Source organism: Streptomyces himalayensis subsp. himalayensis (assembly GCF_013778455.1).
Lineage (GTDB): Bacteria > Actinomycetota > Actinomycetes > Streptomycetales > Streptomycetaceae > Streptomyces > Streptomyces himalayensis.
Window position 1 is genome coordinate 19,633 of sequence record NZ_JACEHE010000043.1, and the last position, 15,726, is coordinate 35,358.

Genomic DNA, 15,726 nt, shown 5'->3' on the forward strand with positions numbered 1-15,726 from the left:
AGTATCCCGCCCTGAGAGTGCAGCCGTGTCCGGGAGGCTTGCTGGTACCGCTTTCCGCCCTACGGTCGGAACATGGCCGAATCCGGAGCATCCCCACTCCCCCCGTCCGCGTCACCGCTCTCTCCCCGCTCCCCGCACAGCGCACTCCCCCGTGCCGAGCAGTTCGTCTGGCTCACCGCACGCGTGCTCGAGCAGCGGCGGTTCGCGTACCACTTCCTGAACGGCAGCGCCGACCCGGTCGAGACCGCCCTGACCGCCTACCTCAATGCGGACGACGGGTACGGTCACGCGCTCGAACCCGATCTGCGCGGCCCGGTGAGCCAACCGCTGCATACCGGGCACGCGCTGCGCGTGCTGGACTCGATCGGGCGTTGCAGTGGGCAACGCGTGGAGCGCGTATGCCGCTATCTGTCGTCGGTCTCGACACCGGAAGGTGCACTTCCGGCCATCCATCCCAGCCAGCGCGGCTATCCGGCTGCGCCCTTCGTGCCCGTCGCGGACGACCCTCCCAGCAGCCTTCTCGCCACCGGTCCCGTGGTGGGCCTGCTGCACCGCAACGAGGTGTGGCACGCCTGGCTGTTCCGGGCCACCGACTTCTGCTGGGAGGCGGTGGAGTCCCTGGAGAAATCCCATCCGTACGAGGTCCAGGCGGCCGTCGTCTTCCTCGACAGCGCACCGGACCGCCCGCGCGCGGAGGCGGCCGCCGACCGGCTCGGCCGGATGGTGCGCGAGCAGCGGCTCGCCGTGCTGGACCCCGACCAGCTCGACGCATACCCCGTCGCCCCCGGCTACGCAGCGGGCGAACACCATTTCCCGTACGACTACGCGCGCGTTCCGGAGTCCCTCGCGCGCGCGTGGTTCACCGACGAGGAGATGGAGCGCTCGCTGGACTTCCTCGAACGCGAGCAGCAGGAGGACGGCGGCTGGCCCATCCGCTGGCGGCAGTGGGCACCGGGGACGGCCCTCGAGTCCCGGCCGATCGTGACCATTGAGGCGCTGCGCACTCTGCGGGCATACGGGCGCGCCATCGTCTGACACGGCTCCGCCGTCGTCTGACATGGAGCCTCCGGCCTCCGTAGGTGCGCTGCCGAGCATGCACCGACATGAGGCAGACCACGCGCGCGCCGGCACAGTCCCACAGTCGCCACGCGCGCGTCCGTCGGCCCCGGTGCCCGCTCTTCTTCAGCGCCACCCGAGGGCCCCAACCAGACAACGAGGGCCTCAACCGGGCAGCGTCAGCCCGTCATCGCCCGCACCGCCGCCGTGACCACCACGGCCACCCCCACGACCAGCAGGAACGGCGCACGCAGCAGCAGCGCCACGGCCGCGGCGGCGAGTCCGGCGGCCTTGGCGTCCAGTACAAGAGCCTGCCCGTCGGCGAACGTCTGCTGCGCCGTGAGCGCGGCGAGGAGCGCGACCGGCAGCAGAGCAGCCAGCCGTTTCACGCCGGGACGTTCGAGCGCGCCCGCAGGCACGAGCAGACCGATGAGTTTGACGGCGTAGCAGCCCACTGCGGTCACGCCGATGGCGATCCAGATGTTCAACGGTCTTCCTTCCCTGCCTCTGCATTGCTCCTCTGTCCGTTGCGCCCAGCGCCGTCCCGCGTGCGGCCGGACCTGTAGCCCTGCAGCCAGAGGACGGCAGGCGCTGCCAGTGCTGCCACCAGGACCGGCACACCCGCGGGCAGTACCGGCAGCAGACCGAGGCCCAGGACTACCGCGATGCCCGCGACGGCACGCTCTGTCGTCGTCCGCAGCATCGGTGCCAGCAGCGCGAGAAAGACCGCGGGCCCGGCCGCGTCGAGACCCCAGGCGTCGGTGTCGCCGATGGCTTCGGCACCCAGCGCCCCGAGCAGCGTGGTCAGGTTCCACAGCACGTAAAGGCTGAGCCCGGTCACCGCGAAACCGACGCGAGCGGCACGTCGCGTGGGCTGTGCGAGCGAGACGGCCGTGGTTTCGTCGATCACCCACTGGGCGGCGAACGGGCGCACCGCGCGCGGCAGCGCGAGCAGCTGTGACAGGCGCAGTCCGTAGAAGGCGTTGCGTACGCCGAGGAAGAAGGCGCCCGCGGCAGCGGTGAGCGGGTTGCCCCCGGCCGCGAGCGCCCCGACCAGCGCGAACTGCGACGCTCCGGTGAACACGAGCAGGCTGAGTGCGCATGTTTGCAGCACTGAGAGGCCGCTGCCCGCCGAGGTCACTCCGAAGGCGAAGCCGGAGAGCCCGACGGCTACGCCGACACCGAGCGCGTCGCGGACTACGGCTGCGTCGGACTTGGCCGGGACCTCCGCTGCGGACGCTCCGCGGTCGCCTGTGCCGGTTATGCCTGAGCCTGTGCCGGTTATGCCTGAGCCTGTGCCGGTTATGCCTGAGCCTGTGCCGGTTATGCCTGAGCCTGTGCCGGTTATGCCTGAGGGTGGGGATGCTGTCTGTTCTGACACGCCTCGGACGGTACGAGGAGTGCCCTGCCGGAGTCTTGTACGTTCTTGCGCTCCCGCTGGTACGCCCCGGGCGGCACCCCGACGATGCGTGCGAAGTGCCGGTTGAGGTGCGGCTGGTCGGTAAAGCCGACGGTGACGGCCGCGTCGGCGGGTGACGTTCCAGCGTCGAGTAGCCGTCGGGCGGCACGTACGCGCGCGTCGGTGAGCCATGCGTGCGGCGGCATGCCGTAGGTGTCCCGGAAGGCACGAAGGAGAGCGAAGGGGCTGGTGCCGAGACCTTCGGCGAGCTGCTCCAGCGACGGGGGATCGGTCAGCCGCTCCTCCAGCTGCGCACGTGCGCGTGCCGCGAGACGGGCCCCGGCGCTGCGCACGAGCCGCTGCCGGAGCGGGCCGCCGTTGAGCCGCAGCAGCCGCGTCACCGCCACCCTCAGCAGGGTGTCGGCGGCCAGCGCGTTGCCTTCCTCGGCGGCACGCAGCACCTCGTGGACCAGGCGCACCGCGTACGGGTCGTCGAGGACCGGCTCGACGAAGCCGGGGGTGCCGCGGATCGTGGTCGTCTCGGCGGCGATGGCGGCCACGAGGTCCGGCGCCGGATAGACCGCGCCGTACCGCCAGCCTTCCGGGACGCCGGCGCGGCCGGTGTGCGGGGTGTCCGGATTGACGAGGGCGAGCGCCCCCGGACCCGCGTACTGATCGGCTCCGCCGTGGTGGAAGACCTCGACTCCGTCGGAGATGGCGGCGATCACGAAGTTCTCATGCGTGTGCCGTACGAAGGTCTTGCTGATGTAGCGGGCGCGCAGCAGATCGACGCCGGGCAGCTCCTCGTACTGCCAGTGCCGTGCCCGCTCCCCTGTACCCGCCATGGGCTCCATTCTGCGCCAGCCGTCGTGGGCCCGGAGCGGCCACCGAGGGCCCCGCACCCCTGTCACCAGCGTGCTCGCGCAGGCCCGAGTCACCGTATTGCGCAGGTCGGAGCCATTGTCAGTGGCGGGGTGCACGATGGGGGGCATGGTCAGGTCTGCGCTCGACGCCTTCTCCCCCGCCACCCGCGGCTGGTTCACGGGTGCCTTCTCCGCGCCCACGGCCGCCCAGGCCGGGGCGTGGGGGGCCATCGCGCAGGGTTCGGACGTGCTGGTGGTCGCCCCCACCGGGTCCGGCAAGACGCTGGCCGCGTTCCTCGCCGCCCTGGACCAGCTGGCATCGACTCCGCCGCCGGCCGATCCGAAGAAGCGCTGCCGCGTGCTCTACGTCTCCCCGCTGAAGGCCCTCGCGGTCGATGTGGAGCGGAATCTGCGCAGCCCCCTGACCGGTATCCGTCAGGAGGCGGTGCGTCTGGGGCTGACCGAGCCCGAGGTGAAGGTCGGCATCCGCTCCGGCGACACCCCGCCCGCCGAGCGCAGGGCGCTGGCCACGCGACCGCCGGACATTCTGATCACGACGCCGGAATCGCTCTTCCTGATGCTCACGTCCGCCACGCGCGATGCGCTGACGGGCATCGAGACGGTGATCCTTGACGAGGTGCATGCGGTCGCCGGCACCAAGCGCGGTGCGCATCTGGCGCTTTCCCTGGAGCGGCTCGACGAGCTGCTGCCGCGGCCGGCGCGGCGCATCGGCCTGTCCGCGACGGTGCGCCCGGTGGACGAGGTCGCCCGCTATCTCTCACCGCGACGCAAGGTCGAGATCGTCCAGCCGGAGTCGGGCAAGGAGTTCGACCTATCGGTGGTCGTCCCGGTCGAGGATCTCGGGGAGCTCGGGGGATCCCCTGTCGCCGACTCCGGGCAGGCCGCCGAGCGGCCGTCGATCTGGCCGCATGTCGAGGAGCGGATCACCGATCTCGTCCAGGCCCATCGCTCCACGATCGTGTTCGCCAACTCGCGCCGTCTCGCGGAGCGGTTGTGCAACAGGCTCAACGAGATCGCGTACGAACGGGCGATGGGCGAGCCCTTGGAGGAGGCGCACGGCCCGGCCGAGCTGATGGGCGGCTCGGGCGCCGCACTGGGCGCACCCCCGGTCATCGCCCGCGCGCACCACGGCTCGGTGTCCAAGGAGCAGCGCGCGCTCGTCGAGGAGGACCTGAAAGCGGGCCGGCTCCCCGCAGTCGTCGCCACGTCCAGTCTGGAGCTGGGCATCGACATGGGTGCCGTTGACCTCGTCGTCCAGGTCGAGTCGCCGCCGTCGGTGGCCTCCGGCCTCCAGCGCGTGGGCCGCGCGGGACATCAGGTGGGCGCGGTCTCCACGGGCGTGGTCTTCCCCAAGTACCGGGGCGACCTGGTGCAGGCCGCCGTGGTCACCGAGCGCATGCGCACCGGCGCCATCGAGTCGCTGCGGGTCCCGGCCAACCCCCTGGACGTGCTGGCACAGCAGCTCGTCGCCATGACGGCGATGGACACCTGGCAGGTCGACGACCTGCTGGCCATGGTCCGCCGCGCGGCGCCCTTCGCATCGCTGCCGGAGTCGGCCTTCACCGCGGTGCTCGACATGCTCGCGGGCCGCTATCCGTCGGACGCCTTCGCGGAACTGCGCCCGCGCGTGGTGTGGGACCGCGTCGCCGGTACGGTCACGGGCCGCCCCGGCGCACAGCGGCTGGCCGTCACCTCGGGCGGCACGATTCCCGACCGTGGACTCTTCGGCGTTTTCCTCGCCGGCGCGGACCCGAAGAAGGGCGGCGGCCGGGTCGGCGAGCTCGACGAGGAGATGGTGTACGAGTCGCGGGTGGGCGATGTCTTCACGCTGGGCACCACGTCCTGGCGCATCGAGGACATCACCCGTGACCGCGTGCTGGTGTCCCCCGCGCCCGGCGTCCCGGGCAGGCTGCCGTTCTGGAAGGGCGACCAGCTGGGACGCCCCCTCGAACTGGGCCGTGCGGTGGGCGCATTCCTGCGCGAGGTCGGTTCACAGCCCAAGGACGACGCCCGCCTGCGGCTGGTGGCCGCGGGCCTGGACGCATGGGCCGCGGACAACGTCCTGGCGTATCTGGACGAGCAGCGCCAGGCATGCGGCCATGTCCCGGACGACCGCACGATCGTCGTCGAACGGTTCCGCGACGAGCTGGGCGACTGGCGGGTCGTCGTCCACTCCCCCTTCGGCGCCCAGGTCCACGCCCCGTGGGCGCTGGCGCTGGGTGCCCGCCTCGGCGAGCGGTACGGCATGGACGCGCAGGTCATGCACGCCGACGACGGCATCGTGCTGCGCCTTCCGGACGCCGATCTCATGGGCCTGGACCTGCTCGACCAGGAGCCCATGAGCGTCGGCACCGAATACGACACGGAGCAGGCGCCCGTGGGCGCGGCGGATGTCACCTTCGACAAGGCCGAGGTCGACCAGATCGTCACCGACCAGGTCGGCAGCTCGGCCCTGTTCGCCTCGCGGTTCCGGGAGTGCGCGGCCCGCGCCCTGCTGCTGCCGCGCCGCAACCCTGGCAAACGCACCCCGCTGTGGCAGCAGCGCCAGCGGGCGGCACAACTGCTGCAGGTAGCCAGCGAATTCGGGTCTTTCCCGATCGTCCTAGAGGCAGTGCGCGAGTGCCTTCAGGACGTCTTCGACGTCCCGGGCCTCACGGAGCTGATGGGCGACATCGAGTCCCGCAAGGTCCGCCTCGTCGAGGTCACGACGCCCGAGCCGTCCCCGTTCGCCCGCTCGCTGCTGTTCGGATACGTCGCACAGTTCCTGTACGAGGGCGACTCCCCGCTGGCCGAGCGACGCGCCGCGGCGCTGTCGCTGGACTCGCGTCTCCTCGCGGAACTGCTGGGCCAGGCCGAGCTTCGCGAGCTCCTGGACGCCGAAGTCCTGACCGAGCTGGAACAGGAACTGCAGTGGCTCACCGAGGACCGCCGCGCCAAGGACGTCGAGAGCGTCGCCGACCTGCTCCGTCTCCTCGGGCCCCTCACGGACGCCGAGCTGGCCGAGCGGGGCGCCGAGCCTCAGTGGGCACAGGAGCTGGCCGGCGCCCGCCGCGCGATTCGCGTCCGTATCGCGGGGGCGGACCACTGGGCGGCGGTCGAGGATGCGGGCCGGCTGCGGGACGCGCTGGGCACCGCACTCCCCGTGGGCGTCCCCGAGGCGTTCACCGAGCCGGTGAAGGATCCACTCGGCGATCTGCTCGCCCGCTATGCGCGCACGCACGGCCCGTTCACCTCGGCGGCCGCCGCAGCCCGCTTCGGCCTCGGAACCGCCGTCACCGAGGGGGCCCTGCACCGCCTCGCCGCGGGCGGCCGTCTCGTACAAGGGGAGTTCCACCCCGCGGGCATCGGTCAGGAGTGGTGCGACGCGGCGGTGCTGCGTCGGCTGCGCCGCCGTTCCCTCGCGGCGCTGCGCCACGAACTGGAGCCGGTGCCGCCCGCCGCACTCGCCCAGTTCCTGCCCCAGTGGCAGCACCTGAGCGGGCATGGGCTGCGTGGAGTGGACGGCCTGGTGCGAGCCATCGAGCAGCTGCAGGGTGCGTCGGTGCCTGCGTCGGCCCTGGAGAAGCTTGTCCTGCCCTCCCGCGTCTCGGACTACACGCCGTCGCTGCTCGACGAGTTGACGGCCGCCGGCGAAGTGGTGTGGGCAGGCGCCGGAGCCCTCCCGGGCAAGGACGGCTGGGTCTCCCTGTACCTGGCCGACTCCGCTCCCTTGCTGCTTCCACCGCCCCATCCCCTGGAGCTGACGGCTCTCCACGAGTCCCTCCTTCAAGCCCTTTCCGGCGGCTACGGACTCTTCTTCCGCCAGATCGCCGACCAGGTCCGGGCCACCACCCACCCGGACGCCACGGACCCCCAACTGGCCGATGGCCTCTGGGATCTGGCCTGGTCCGGCCGGCTCACCAACGACACGCTCGCCCCGATGCGCTCACTCCTCGGCTCGGGTCGCACCGCGGGCTCCACGGCGCACCGGGCCAAGCGCACCATCCCGCGCGGCCGCTACGGCACGCTGCCAGCAGCCGCCCGCCCCGCTTCTCGCTCCGGCCCGCCCACGGTGGCCGGGCGCTGGTCGCTGCTCCCGGCGCGCGAGCCGGACCCGACGCTGCGCGCTCACGCCCTGGCCCGCGTCCTTTTGGACCGGCACGGTGTGGTGACCCGGGGTGCGGTGGCCGCGGAGGGCGTGGAGGGCGGCTTCTCGGCGACGTACCGGATTCTGTCGGCCTTCGAGGAGAGCGGTCAGGCGCGCCGCGGCTATGTCGTCGAGGGGCTCGGCGCCGCGCAGTTCGCGATGGACGGCGCGGTGGACCGGCTGCGCGCTGCGGCCACCGCGCAGGAGCGCGGCGAGGCGATAGCTGGTCAGGAGTCGGGGGTGTTCCCGGGCGACGCGGGCGCCTTCCCGGACGGCTACCACGGCAGGCCTGTCGGCCCCGGATGGGCGCCCACTCGCTCGCGGCCGGGTGGTCCTCGGACCGTGGTGCTCGCGGCCGCGGACCCCGCGAACGCCTACGGCGCGGCCCTGTCCTGGCCCGAGCCCCCGGACGGCGCCGGGCACAAGCCGGGACGCAAGGCCGGCTCCCTGGTCGTCCTCGTCGACGGCGAGCTGGCCCTGTACATGGAGCGCGGCGGCAAGACCCTGCTGGCCTGGCCTACCGCCCCGGACGACCCCGCCGACGACCCGCGTCTGCACGTGGCCGCCGAGTCCCTGGCGGCCGCAGCCCGGGCCGGCTCACTCGGCACGATCACGGTGGAGCGGATCAATGGCGCCTCCGCTCTGACATCCCCGTTCGCCGCCCTACTGGAAGGAGCAGGCTTCCACGCGACGCCGCGCGGCCTGCGCATACGGGCCTGACGGCGGTCCCCGCCGTCTCCCGCACTCTCGGCGGCCGCACCAGCCATGCGACCGCCCGAGCCATCCGCCGCACCAGCCAGCCACCTGCCCGTGCGACCTCGCCGCGCGCCAGCCCTGGCAGCCGCCCGCCCAACCTTGCCGCGCGCCAGCCCTGCCACCCGCCCATGCAACCCCACCGCGCCAGCCCTGCCACCCGCCCATGCAACCCCGCCGCGCCAGCCCTGCCACCCGCCCGTGCCACCCCGCCGCGCCAGCCCTGCCACCGGCCCGTGCCACCCTTGACCCATGCCCGAAGGAGACACCGTCTGGCACACCGCGCAGCAGCTGCACGCTGCCCTCGCGGACCATGTGCTGATCCGGTCCGACCTGCGCGTGCCCAAGTACGCCACGGCCGACCTGACGGGTCGTACGGTCCTGGAGGTCATCCCGCGCGGGAAGCACCTGCTGACCCGTATCGAGGGCGGGCTGACCCTGCACTCACACCTCGGTATGGAGGGCTCGTGGCGGGTGTACGCCCCCGGCGAGCGCTGGCGCGGCGGTCCCGGCCACCAAATCCGGGCGATCCTCGGCACCACTGACAGCACGGCCGTCGGCTACCGCCTCCCCGTACTGGAACTGCTCCGCACCACCCACGAGCACAGGGCCGTCGGCCATCTCGGCCCCGACCTGCTCGGCCCGGACTGGGATCCCGACCTCGCGCTGCGCAACCTGCTCCGGGACCCGGCCCGCGCTCTCGGCGAGGCACTGCTCGACCAGCGCAATCTCGCGGGCATCGGCAACGTCTACAAGAGCGAGCTCTGTTTCCTCCTCCGTGTCACGCCCTGGCTCCCCGTCGGCGAGCTCACCGACGACGCCACCGCGCAACTGCCCGCGCTCGCCAGGAAGCTCCTCGAAGCCAACCGTGACCGCCTGTCCCGTTCCACCACGGGCCACCGCGACCAGCGCCTGTACGTCTACGGCCGTGCGCCGCGCCCCTGTCTGCGCTGTCGTACCTCCATCCGCTCCGCCGACCAAGGCGATGGAAGCCGGGAACGCCCCACCTACTGGTGCCCGACCTGCCAACGGGGGCCTACACCTCCGTAGAACCAGCGAAGGCCAACATGCCGGCTTCCCGACCCCCTACGGCCGCCTGCCCCCACCTAATTGACGGACCGTCAGAATAACTCGTACCGTCGCCTCATGCCCGTCGACGCGTACGACCTCACCGGACGCACCGCTTTCGTCACCGGCGCCGCAAGCGGCATAGGGCGTGCCACTGCTGTGCTCCTCGCGGAGGCCGGAGCCGCCGTCCACTGCGCAGACCGCGACATCCCGGGCCTCGACGAGACGGCCGCCCTGATCAAGGACAGAGGTGGCACCGCCCATACGCTCCCGCTCGATGTGACCGACAGACCACAGTTCGCCCAGGCCGTCGCTGCGGCCGGCCGACTCGACGTCATGGCCGCCATAGCCGGGATCATGCACCGCAGCCCGGTCCTGGAGACGCGCGACGAGGACCTGGACCGCGTCCTGAGCGTCAACTTCAAGGGCGTGCTGTACGCATGCCAGGAGGCGGCCCGGTCCATGATCGCGACGGGCACACGGGGCAGCATCGTCACCATGGCCTCGGGGGCCGTCGACACCGGCGGCCCCGGCCTGCTCAGCTACGGTGCAGCGAAGGCCGCGGTCGTCCAGCTCACCAAGACTCTCGCCACGGAGGTGGGCGCGCATGGCATTCGCGTCAACGCCGTGGCTCCGGGCTGGATCCGCACGCCCATGACCGACCGCGAAGACGCCGTGGCCCAGGCCGGCGTCGAGGGACTCATGGCCCGGATGTCTCCGCTGAGCCGCGTCGGTGAGCCGGAGGACATCGCCCACGCCGTCCTGTACCTGGCTTCCGACGCCTCGTCCTTCACCACGGGTCAGATCCTCCGCCCGAACGGCGGCGTCGCCATGCCCTGGTAGTCCGGACCCACGGCCGGCAGAGGCGCCACCCCCGCCGGCAGACGCGCCACGCCCGGACCGGCAAACGCGCCCTTTTCGCACCACTGTCGGCAGGACGACACCACTATCCCTTGTCGGCAGGACGACACCCAGGGTCACCGCCAGCAGGACGACACCATCGGCAGGACGACAACCGCGATCGCCCTACCGGCGAACCGGCACCGCCCTACCCAGCAGGCCGCGGCCGCCGACGCCCTATGCGTGCCCGCCGCCGCTTCAGTCCCGCGAGCAGGTGAACCGCCCCCACGACCCCCGTGGCCCGTGTCTTTGGCACACAGTGCACCGGCAGCAGGCTGAGTCCCCAGCCGCCCACGGCCACGGTGGCTTCCAGCGCACCGGCGTCCGGAGCGAGCGCGAGCCGGAGCACGGCCCACCACCACAGGGCGCCCACTGTCAGGGCCGGCGCCCAGCGCACGATCCGCCCTGCCATGGCCGCCACCTCCAGCCGACGCCAACCGTCCCTAGAACGTCGCCGACGGCTCCATGCCCGATGCCATACCTCAAAGGGATCCGTCAGCTATCCAGGGCCCCGTCAGCCACCCAGCCGCTCTCCGCCGTTCTCCGCCTGGAACATCCAGTGATGCTTTTCGAGATCCGCCGTGATGCCGATGAAGACGTCCTGGCTCACGGGATCCGCGTCACCGGTGGCCGCGATCCGCTCCCGCATGCGCGCGATCACGGCGCCCAGCGCGCTCACGAGCGTCGCGACCGCCTCGGTGTCCTTGATCCAGCCTTCCGGAGCAGAACCGATTCCGCTACTGCCGGCCACGGTCGCCGCGCGCCCGTCGGGTGGGACGCCCAGCGTCGAGGCCCGTTCCGCCACGGTGTCGGAGTGCAGGCGCGCCGTGTCCACGACCTCGTCGAGTTGCAGATGCACGGAGCGAAAACGCGGACCGACCACGTTCCAGTGGATCTGTTTGGCGACGAGCGAGAGATCCACCAAGTCGACGAGGGCGCCCTGCAACGCCTCGGACACAGTCTTCAGATCCGCCTCGGACAACGGACTCTTCACGACGTACATCCGACAGTCCTCCGCATCTCGCACATCTCACAGATCTCCCGTGTCTGACACATGCCGGAATCTCGGAATCCCCGAGTTGCCGCCGCTCCACCAGGACCGACTGCCACAACCATGGCACAAGCGGATGAATCGGGTCACATCAGAGCAAGCCCCCGACACAGCGAAAGCCCCGGCCGAGGAGCGTCCGGGATGACTCCCGAACGGCCCCGGCCGGGGCTCTCACACAAGCGTGAGCGTCACGCGGCGACGACGTCCACCGCCTCCGTTGGCGCCTTGATCGTCACCCGTTCCGGTGGCACACCGGTCACCGAGACGGAGTTGAGCATGGGGCGTACCGGTGTGCGCACCGGCTCGCTGGCTGCTGCCGACTCGGCCAGCTCGGCGAGGGCGAGCTCGTCGCTCACCTCGCGCATGAGCTCGGACATCCGTACGTCAAGCGCGTCGCAGATGGCGGAGAGCAGCTCGGAGGAAGCCTCCTTCTGCCCCCGCTCCACCTCGGAGAGATAGCCGAGTGAGACTCGGGCGGACGAGGAGACTTCGCGCAGAGTACGGCCCTGGCGCTGGCGCTGCCGACGCAGCACGTCACCCAGCAGGCGACGGAGCAGAATCATCGGTGGCTCCCTCCTCGGACCGTGTAGCCGCATCCTTCACGCCCCACCGTACCGCCTTGCGCCGCGGCCGTGCGGGGAGCGATGTCGTGTTCACTCAGGGCTGCAAACATCAAGTCCCCCCGTTCTCTTCCGTATCCTGCGCCCACGCATTCCCGGATTGCTCGCCGGCGAGCTCCTCGAGCAACAGCGCCAATACGCTGCGTACACTCTCCATACGGATTTCCGCCCGGTCGCCGTTCAATCGCAGCGCGGCCACTTTGCCGCCACCGGCCGGTCCACGGACCGCCACATAAACCGTACCGACGGACTTACCGTCCTGCGGCTCGGGCCCGGCGACGCCGGTCGTCGCGATGCCCCAGTCGGCGCCGAGCACCTCGCGCACCCCGGCGGCCATCTGCAGCGCCACCTCGGGATCCACGGCGCCGCACTCGGCCAATCGGGGGCCGTCGACGCCCAGCAGCTTCTGCTTCAGATCCGTTGCGTACGCGGTCACCGAACCTCTGAACGCCTTGGAGGCCCCGGGTGTTCCCGTGACCTCCGCGGCCACCAGGCCGCCGGTGAGCGACTCGGCGATGGCGAGCGTCTCGCCTCTCACCCTCAGTAGTCGCACTACCTCGGCAGCCGCGGTCGTCACCGCTCGGGCTCCTCGCCCGCCGTTCGGCCGTCCGCCGCACGCCTGGCCGCCGCGCCCTCCTCCAGAGCCAGCTCATCAGGGGAGCGCCCGTTCGAGCCCGCATCCTGGGAGCCTGCGTGCGGGGAGCTCTCCCCGCCGGAGCCCTCGTCCGAGGGCTTCTCGGTCGCCGCCGCCTTCTCAGACGCCCTTCCCCGCCGCCGCAGCACCACGGCCTGCTTCACATAGTCCAGCCCGGTCCCCACGGTGAGCGCGACCGCCACGGCCATCACCCAGAAGCGCAGCGTGGCGAGCGGCCCGGTCAGCGCCAGGATGTACATCCCGACGGCGACACCCTGCGTCAGGGTCTTGAGCTTGCCGCCGCGACTCGCCGGAATCACCCCGTACCGGATGACCCAGAACCGCAGCAGTGTGATCCCCAGCTCACGCCCGAGGATCACACCGGTGACCCACCAGGGCAGGTCGCCGAGGGCCGAGAGGCAGATCAGTGCCGCCCCCATGATCGCCTTGTCGGCGATGGGGTCGGCGATCTTCCCGAAGTCGGTGACGAGGTTGTACGTCCGCGCCAGATGACCGTCGAACAAGTCGGTGATCATGGCGATCGCGAAGCTCGCCCAGGCAAGGGACCGCCACGCGGGGTCGTACCCGCCCTCGGCGAGCATGAGCATCACGAAGGCCGGCACCAGCAGCAGCCGGACCATGGTGAGGAGGTTGGCGATGTTCCAGAGGCTGGCCTCGTTGACGGCCGCGACGCCCAGCTTTCCACCGCGCACCGGCTTCGTCCCCTGAGCGCCCGGTGCGCCGGAGCCGCCTGCCGCGGACGCCGGCACTCCGGTCATCTGCCCGCCTCCTCGGTACACGCGCTGCCCTGGAGCGGCTCGGCAACCAGATCGACGCCCTCGGTGCCGACCACCTTCGCCTCGACCATAAGTCCGACGCGCAGGCCTTCGCCGCTCGTGAACACCACCTGGCCGTCGGTCTCGGGCGCCTGGTGCGCCGCCCGGCCGACCACGCCCTCCTCACCGTCGACGGACTCGACGAGCACCTCGAGGGTCTCGCCCATCCGCTCCTCGGCCCGCTGCGAGGTCAGCTCCTCCGCGAGCCGCGAGATGTGCGCGAGCCGCTCGGCGACGACTTCCTCGTCGAGCTTGTTCTCGTACGTCGCCGCTTCCGTGCCCTCCTCGTCGGAGTACCCGAAGACACCGATCGCATCCAGCCGCGCGCCCGTGAGGAACCGCTCCAGCTCCGCCAGGTCGGCCTCGGTCTCGCCGGGGAAGCCCACGATGAAGTTGGACCGCACACCGGCCGCCGGGGCCTTGGACCGGATCTGGTCGAGCAGATCCAGGAACCGGTCGGTGTCACCGAAGCGCCGCATGGCGCGCAGCACGCCGGGCGCGGAGTGCTGGAAGGAAAGATCGAAGTAAGGCGCGATCTTCTCCGTGGACGTCAGGACGTCGATCAGCCCCGGCCGCATCTCGGCGGGCTGCAGATAGCTGACGCGGACACGCTCGATCCCGTCCACGGCGGCGAGCTCGGGCAGCAGGGTCTCCAGGAGACGGATGTCGCCGAGATCCTTGCCGTACGAGGTGTTGTTCTCGGAGACCAGCATGATCTCCTTGACACCCTGCTCGGCGAGCCAGCGTGTCTCGCCCAGGACGTCGGAGGGTCGCCGCGAGATGAACGAACCGCGGAACGACGGGATGGCGCAGAACGAGCAGCGCCGGTCGCAGCCGGAGGCGAGCTTCACCGAGGCGACGGGGGTCGCACCGCCGAGCCGCCGCCGCAGGGGCGCCCGCGGCCCGGAGGCCGGAGCCACACCTTCCGGAAGGTCCGGGACCTCCGGGACGTCCGCGGAGTCACCGTGCCCGGGAAGCGCCACACCGGAGGCGGACTGCCGCTCCGCCGGGCTGATCGGCAGCAGCTTGCGCCGGTCGCGCGGGGTGTGCGAGGCGTGGACGCCGCCGCTCAGGATGGTCTGAAGACGGTCGGAGATGTCCGTGTAATCGTCGAAGCCGAGCACGCCGTCCGCCTCGGGCAGCGCTTCGGCGAGCTCCTTGCCGTATCGCTCGGCCATGCAGCCGACCGCCACCACCGCCTGAGTGCGGCCGTGCCCCTTGAGGTCGTTGGCCTCGAGGAGAGCGTCCACCGAGTCCTTCTTGGCGGCCTCCACGAAACCACAGGTGTTGACGACGGCTACGTCCGCGTCTTCGGCGTCCTCGACGAGCTCCCAGCCGTCCGCCTCCAAGCGGCCTGCGAGCTCCTCCGAGTCCACCTCGTTACGGGCGCAGCCAAGAGTGACCAGTGCGACGGTACGGCGTTCGGGCATGGCCCCAGACTACTTTGTCCCGCTGACAGCCCCCGCCGGGAGGGCTACCTCAAGATCACCCGGTGGTCGCCCCCCGGCCGCCCCGCGCTCACCCGGCCTCGGGGTCGCCCTTCGTATACGTGAGGCGCTCGACCTGACCGGTCTCGAACCTGTCTTCGATGGGCTTGCCGTTCACGGCCAGCTGGATCGCTCCCGCGTTGCCCAGCACGAGGTCGATCTGCTGGTTGTCCTCGAAAGTCTTCGACTGCCCTTGCTCCAGAATGCCGTCGAACAGCAGCCGTCCGTTGACGTCCTTGGCGGAGATCCAGCTGCGGCCGTCCGCAGCACTCACGATGACGGTGACCTTGTCCGCGGGCGCCGCCGCGATCGCACTGTCCGACGGGTCGGGCTTGGTCTCCTCGGTCTTGGTGGGGCTGGGCTTGGGCGTCGGCTTGCTGCTGCCCGACGTCGACCCCTCAGCCACCTGTGTCGACCCGTCCGCGCCGTTCTCACCGCTGAACAGCGTGAAACCGACGAAGCCGATCACGGCGACGATCGCGGCCACCATGGCCGCCGTCCAGTTGGGGCGTCGCGGTTCGGGCCGGATACGCTCGGCCTCGAACATAGGCGCGGCAGGGGTCGGCGCGGGCCGCCCCCCGTACTCGGCCGCGAACTGCTCGAGAAGCGGGGCGGGATCGATGCCGACCGCTCGCGCAATTGTGCGGATGTGGCCGCGCGCGTACACATCGCCGCCACAGCGGGTGAAGTCGTCCTGTTCGATCGCATGCACGATCGGGATGCGCACCCGCGTGACGGTACTGACTTCTTCTACGGTCTGTCCGGCGTCGATGCGCGCCTGCTGCAGGACCCGGCCGATGGAGGGACGGGCGTCTGCGAACAGGTCGTCGTCTTCCGACGGGCGGTCGTCTTGGGGGGAGTTGCCGATGGACACGGGGGCGCCTTTCGAGCGTGTAGCCACCTGCTGGAGGT

14 protein-coding genes are annotated in these 15,726 nt (G+C 71.3%); 4 read left to right on the forward strand and 10 right to left on the reverse strand.

What is annotated here, in order from left to right:
* Positions 1–72 precede the first annotated feature (72 nt).
* Entirely contained in the window at positions 73–1,035 is a 963-nt protein-coding gene (locus H1D24_RS37580) for a hypothetical protein (protein WP_181662231.1), read from the forward strand.
* Between the two features lie 200 nt (positions 1,036–1,235).
* Here the strand turns inward: H1D24_RS37580 and H1D24_RS37585 are convergent, their stop codons facing one another.
* From H1D24_RS37585 to H1D24_RS37595, 3 genes are all read right to left on the reverse strand, one after another.
* Complete coding sequence (locus H1D24_RS37585; protein ID WP_181662232.1) at positions 1,236–1,544, reverse strand: AzlD domain-containing protein; 309 nt, start codon at positions 1,542–1,544, stop codon at positions 1,236–1,238.
* On the reverse strand, positions 1,541–2,320 hold the full coding sequence (locus H1D24_RS37590; protein ID WP_181662247.1) for an AzlC family ABC transporter permease: 780 nt from the start codon (positions 2,318–2,320) through the stop codon (positions 1,541–1,543). The genes H1D24_RS37585 and H1D24_RS37590 overlap by 4 nt, the downstream gene beginning before the upstream one ends.
* Positions 2,321–2,400: 80 nt before the next feature.
* Entirely contained in the window at positions 2,401–3,300 is a 900-nt protein-coding gene (locus H1D24_RS37595; RefSeq protein ID WP_181662233.1) for an AraC family transcriptional regulator, read from the reverse strand.
* Between the two features lie 145 nt (positions 3,301–3,445).
* Here H1D24_RS37595 and H1D24_RS37600 point away from each other — a divergent pair, with 145 nt between their 5' ends.
* The 3 genes from H1D24_RS37600 to H1D24_RS37610 all read left to right on the forward strand — a co-directional run bounded on the left by H1D24_RS37600 (position 3,446) and on the right by H1D24_RS37610 (position 10,129).
* Positions 3,446–8,185, forward strand: a complete 4,740-nt coding sequence (locus H1D24_RS37600) for an ATP-dependent helicase (RefSeq protein WP_181662234.1) — start codon at positions 3,446–3,448, stop codon at positions 8,183–8,185.
* 285 nt (positions 8,186–8,470) lie between these two features.
* A complete protein-coding gene (locus H1D24_RS37605) occupies positions 8,471–9,268 on the forward strand; it encodes a DNA-formamidopyrimidine glycosylase family protein (protein ID WP_181662235.1) in 798 nt (265 codons plus the stop codon).
* A gap of 96 nt (positions 9,269–9,364) precedes the next feature.
* Positions 9,365–10,129 carry an SDR family NAD(P)-dependent oxidoreductase gene (locus tag H1D24_RS37610; protein ID WP_181662236.1) on the forward strand — a complete coding sequence of 255 codons (765 nt, stop codon included), beginning with the start codon at positions 9,365–9,367 and terminating at the stop codon, positions 10,127–10,129.
* A 205-nt stretch (positions 10,130–10,334) separates the two neighbouring features.
* On the opposite strand, the gene H1D24_RS37615 is transcribed toward H1D24_RS37610, so the two are convergent.
* From H1D24_RS37615 to H1D24_RS37645, 7 genes are all read right to left on the reverse strand, one after another.
* The gene (locus tag H1D24_RS37615) at positions 10,335–10,598 is read right to left on the reverse strand and encodes a hypothetical protein (RefSeq protein ID WP_258564642.1); all 264 of its coding nucleotides are present in this window, start codon (positions 10,596–10,598) and stop codon (positions 10,335–10,337) included.
* A 102-nt stretch (positions 10,599–10,700) separates the two neighbouring features.
* Complete coding sequence (locus H1D24_RS37620) at positions 10,701–11,189, reverse strand: Dps family protein (protein ID WP_181662237.1); 489 nt, start codon at positions 11,187–11,189, stop codon at positions 10,701–10,703.
* Between the two features lie 236 nt (positions 11,190–11,425).
* Positions 11,426–11,800 (reverse strand): helix-turn-helix domain-containing protein, encoded by a 375-nt coding sequence (locus H1D24_RS37625; RefSeq protein WP_181662238.1) that lies wholly within the window; start codon positions 11,798–11,800, stop codon positions 11,426–11,428.
* A gap of 109 nt (positions 11,801–11,909) precedes the next feature.
* Positions 11,910–12,434 carry a CinA family protein gene (locus H1D24_RS37630; RefSeq protein ID WP_181662239.1) on the reverse strand — a complete coding sequence of 175 codons (525 nt, stop codon included), beginning with the start codon at positions 12,432–12,434 and terminating at the stop codon, positions 11,910–11,912.
* Positions 12,431–13,270 carry a CDP-diacylglycerol--glycerol-3-phosphate 3-phosphatidyltransferase gene (pgsA, locus tag H1D24_RS37635; protein WP_181662240.1) on the reverse strand — a complete coding sequence of 280 codons (840 nt, stop codon included), beginning with the start codon at positions 13,268–13,270 and terminating at the stop codon, positions 12,431–12,433. The genes H1D24_RS37630 and pgsA overlap by 4 nt, the downstream gene beginning before the upstream one ends.
* On the reverse strand, positions 13,267–14,757 hold the full coding sequence (gene rimO / locus H1D24_RS37640; protein ID WP_181662241.1) for a 30S ribosomal protein S12 methylthiotransferase RimO: 1,491 nt from the start codon (positions 14,755–14,757) through the stop codon (positions 13,267–13,269). The genes pgsA and rimO overlap by 4 nt, the downstream gene beginning before the upstream one ends.
* Before the next feature lie 88 nt (positions 14,758–14,845).
* Entirely contained in the window at positions 14,846–15,688 is an 843-nt protein-coding gene (locus tag H1D24_RS37645; RefSeq protein ID WP_181662242.1) for a helix-turn-helix domain-containing protein, read from the reverse strand.
* Positions 15,689–15,726 lie beyond the last annotated feature (38 nt).

Coding starts and splice junctions, on each gene's coding strand:
- H1D24_RS37625 (WP_181662238.1), bottom strand. CDS start 11,800: ATGATTCTGCTCCGTCGCCTGCTGGGTGACGTGCTGCGTCGGCAGCGC.
- pgsA (WP_181662240.1), bottom strand. CDS start 13,270: ATGACCGGAGTGCCGGCGTCCGCGGCAGGCGGCTCCGGCGCACCGGGC.
- H1D24_RS37610 (WP_181662236.1), top strand. CDS start 9,365: ATGCCCGTCGACGCGTACGACCTCACCGGACGCACCGCTTTCGTCACC.
- H1D24_RS37580 (WP_181662231.1), top strand. CDS start 73: ATGGCCGAATCCGGAGCATCCCCACTCCCCCCGTCCGCGTCACCGCTC.
- H1D24_RS37620 (WP_181662237.1), bottom strand. CDS start 11,189: ATGTACGTCGTGAAGAGTCCGTTGTCCGAGGCGGATCTGAAGACTGTG.
- H1D24_RS37595 (WP_181662233.1), bottom strand. CDS start 3,300: ATGGCGGGTACAGGGGAGCGGGCACGGCACTGGCAGTACGAGGAGCTG.
- H1D24_RS37600 (WP_181662234.1), top strand. CDS start 3,446: ATGGTCAGGTCTGCGCTCGACGCCTTCTCCCCCGCCACCCGCGGCTGG.
- H1D24_RS37615 (WP_258564642.1), bottom strand. CDS start 10,598: ATGGCAGGGCGGATCGTGCGCTGGGCGCCGGCCCTGACAGTGGGCGCC.
- H1D24_RS37605 (WP_181662235.1), top strand. CDS start 8,471: ATGCCCGAAGGAGACACCGTCTGGCACACCGCGCAGCAGCTGCACGCT.
- rimO (WP_181662241.1), bottom strand. CDS start 14,757: ATGCCCGAACGCCGTACCGTCGCACTGGTCACTCTTGGCTGCGCCCGT.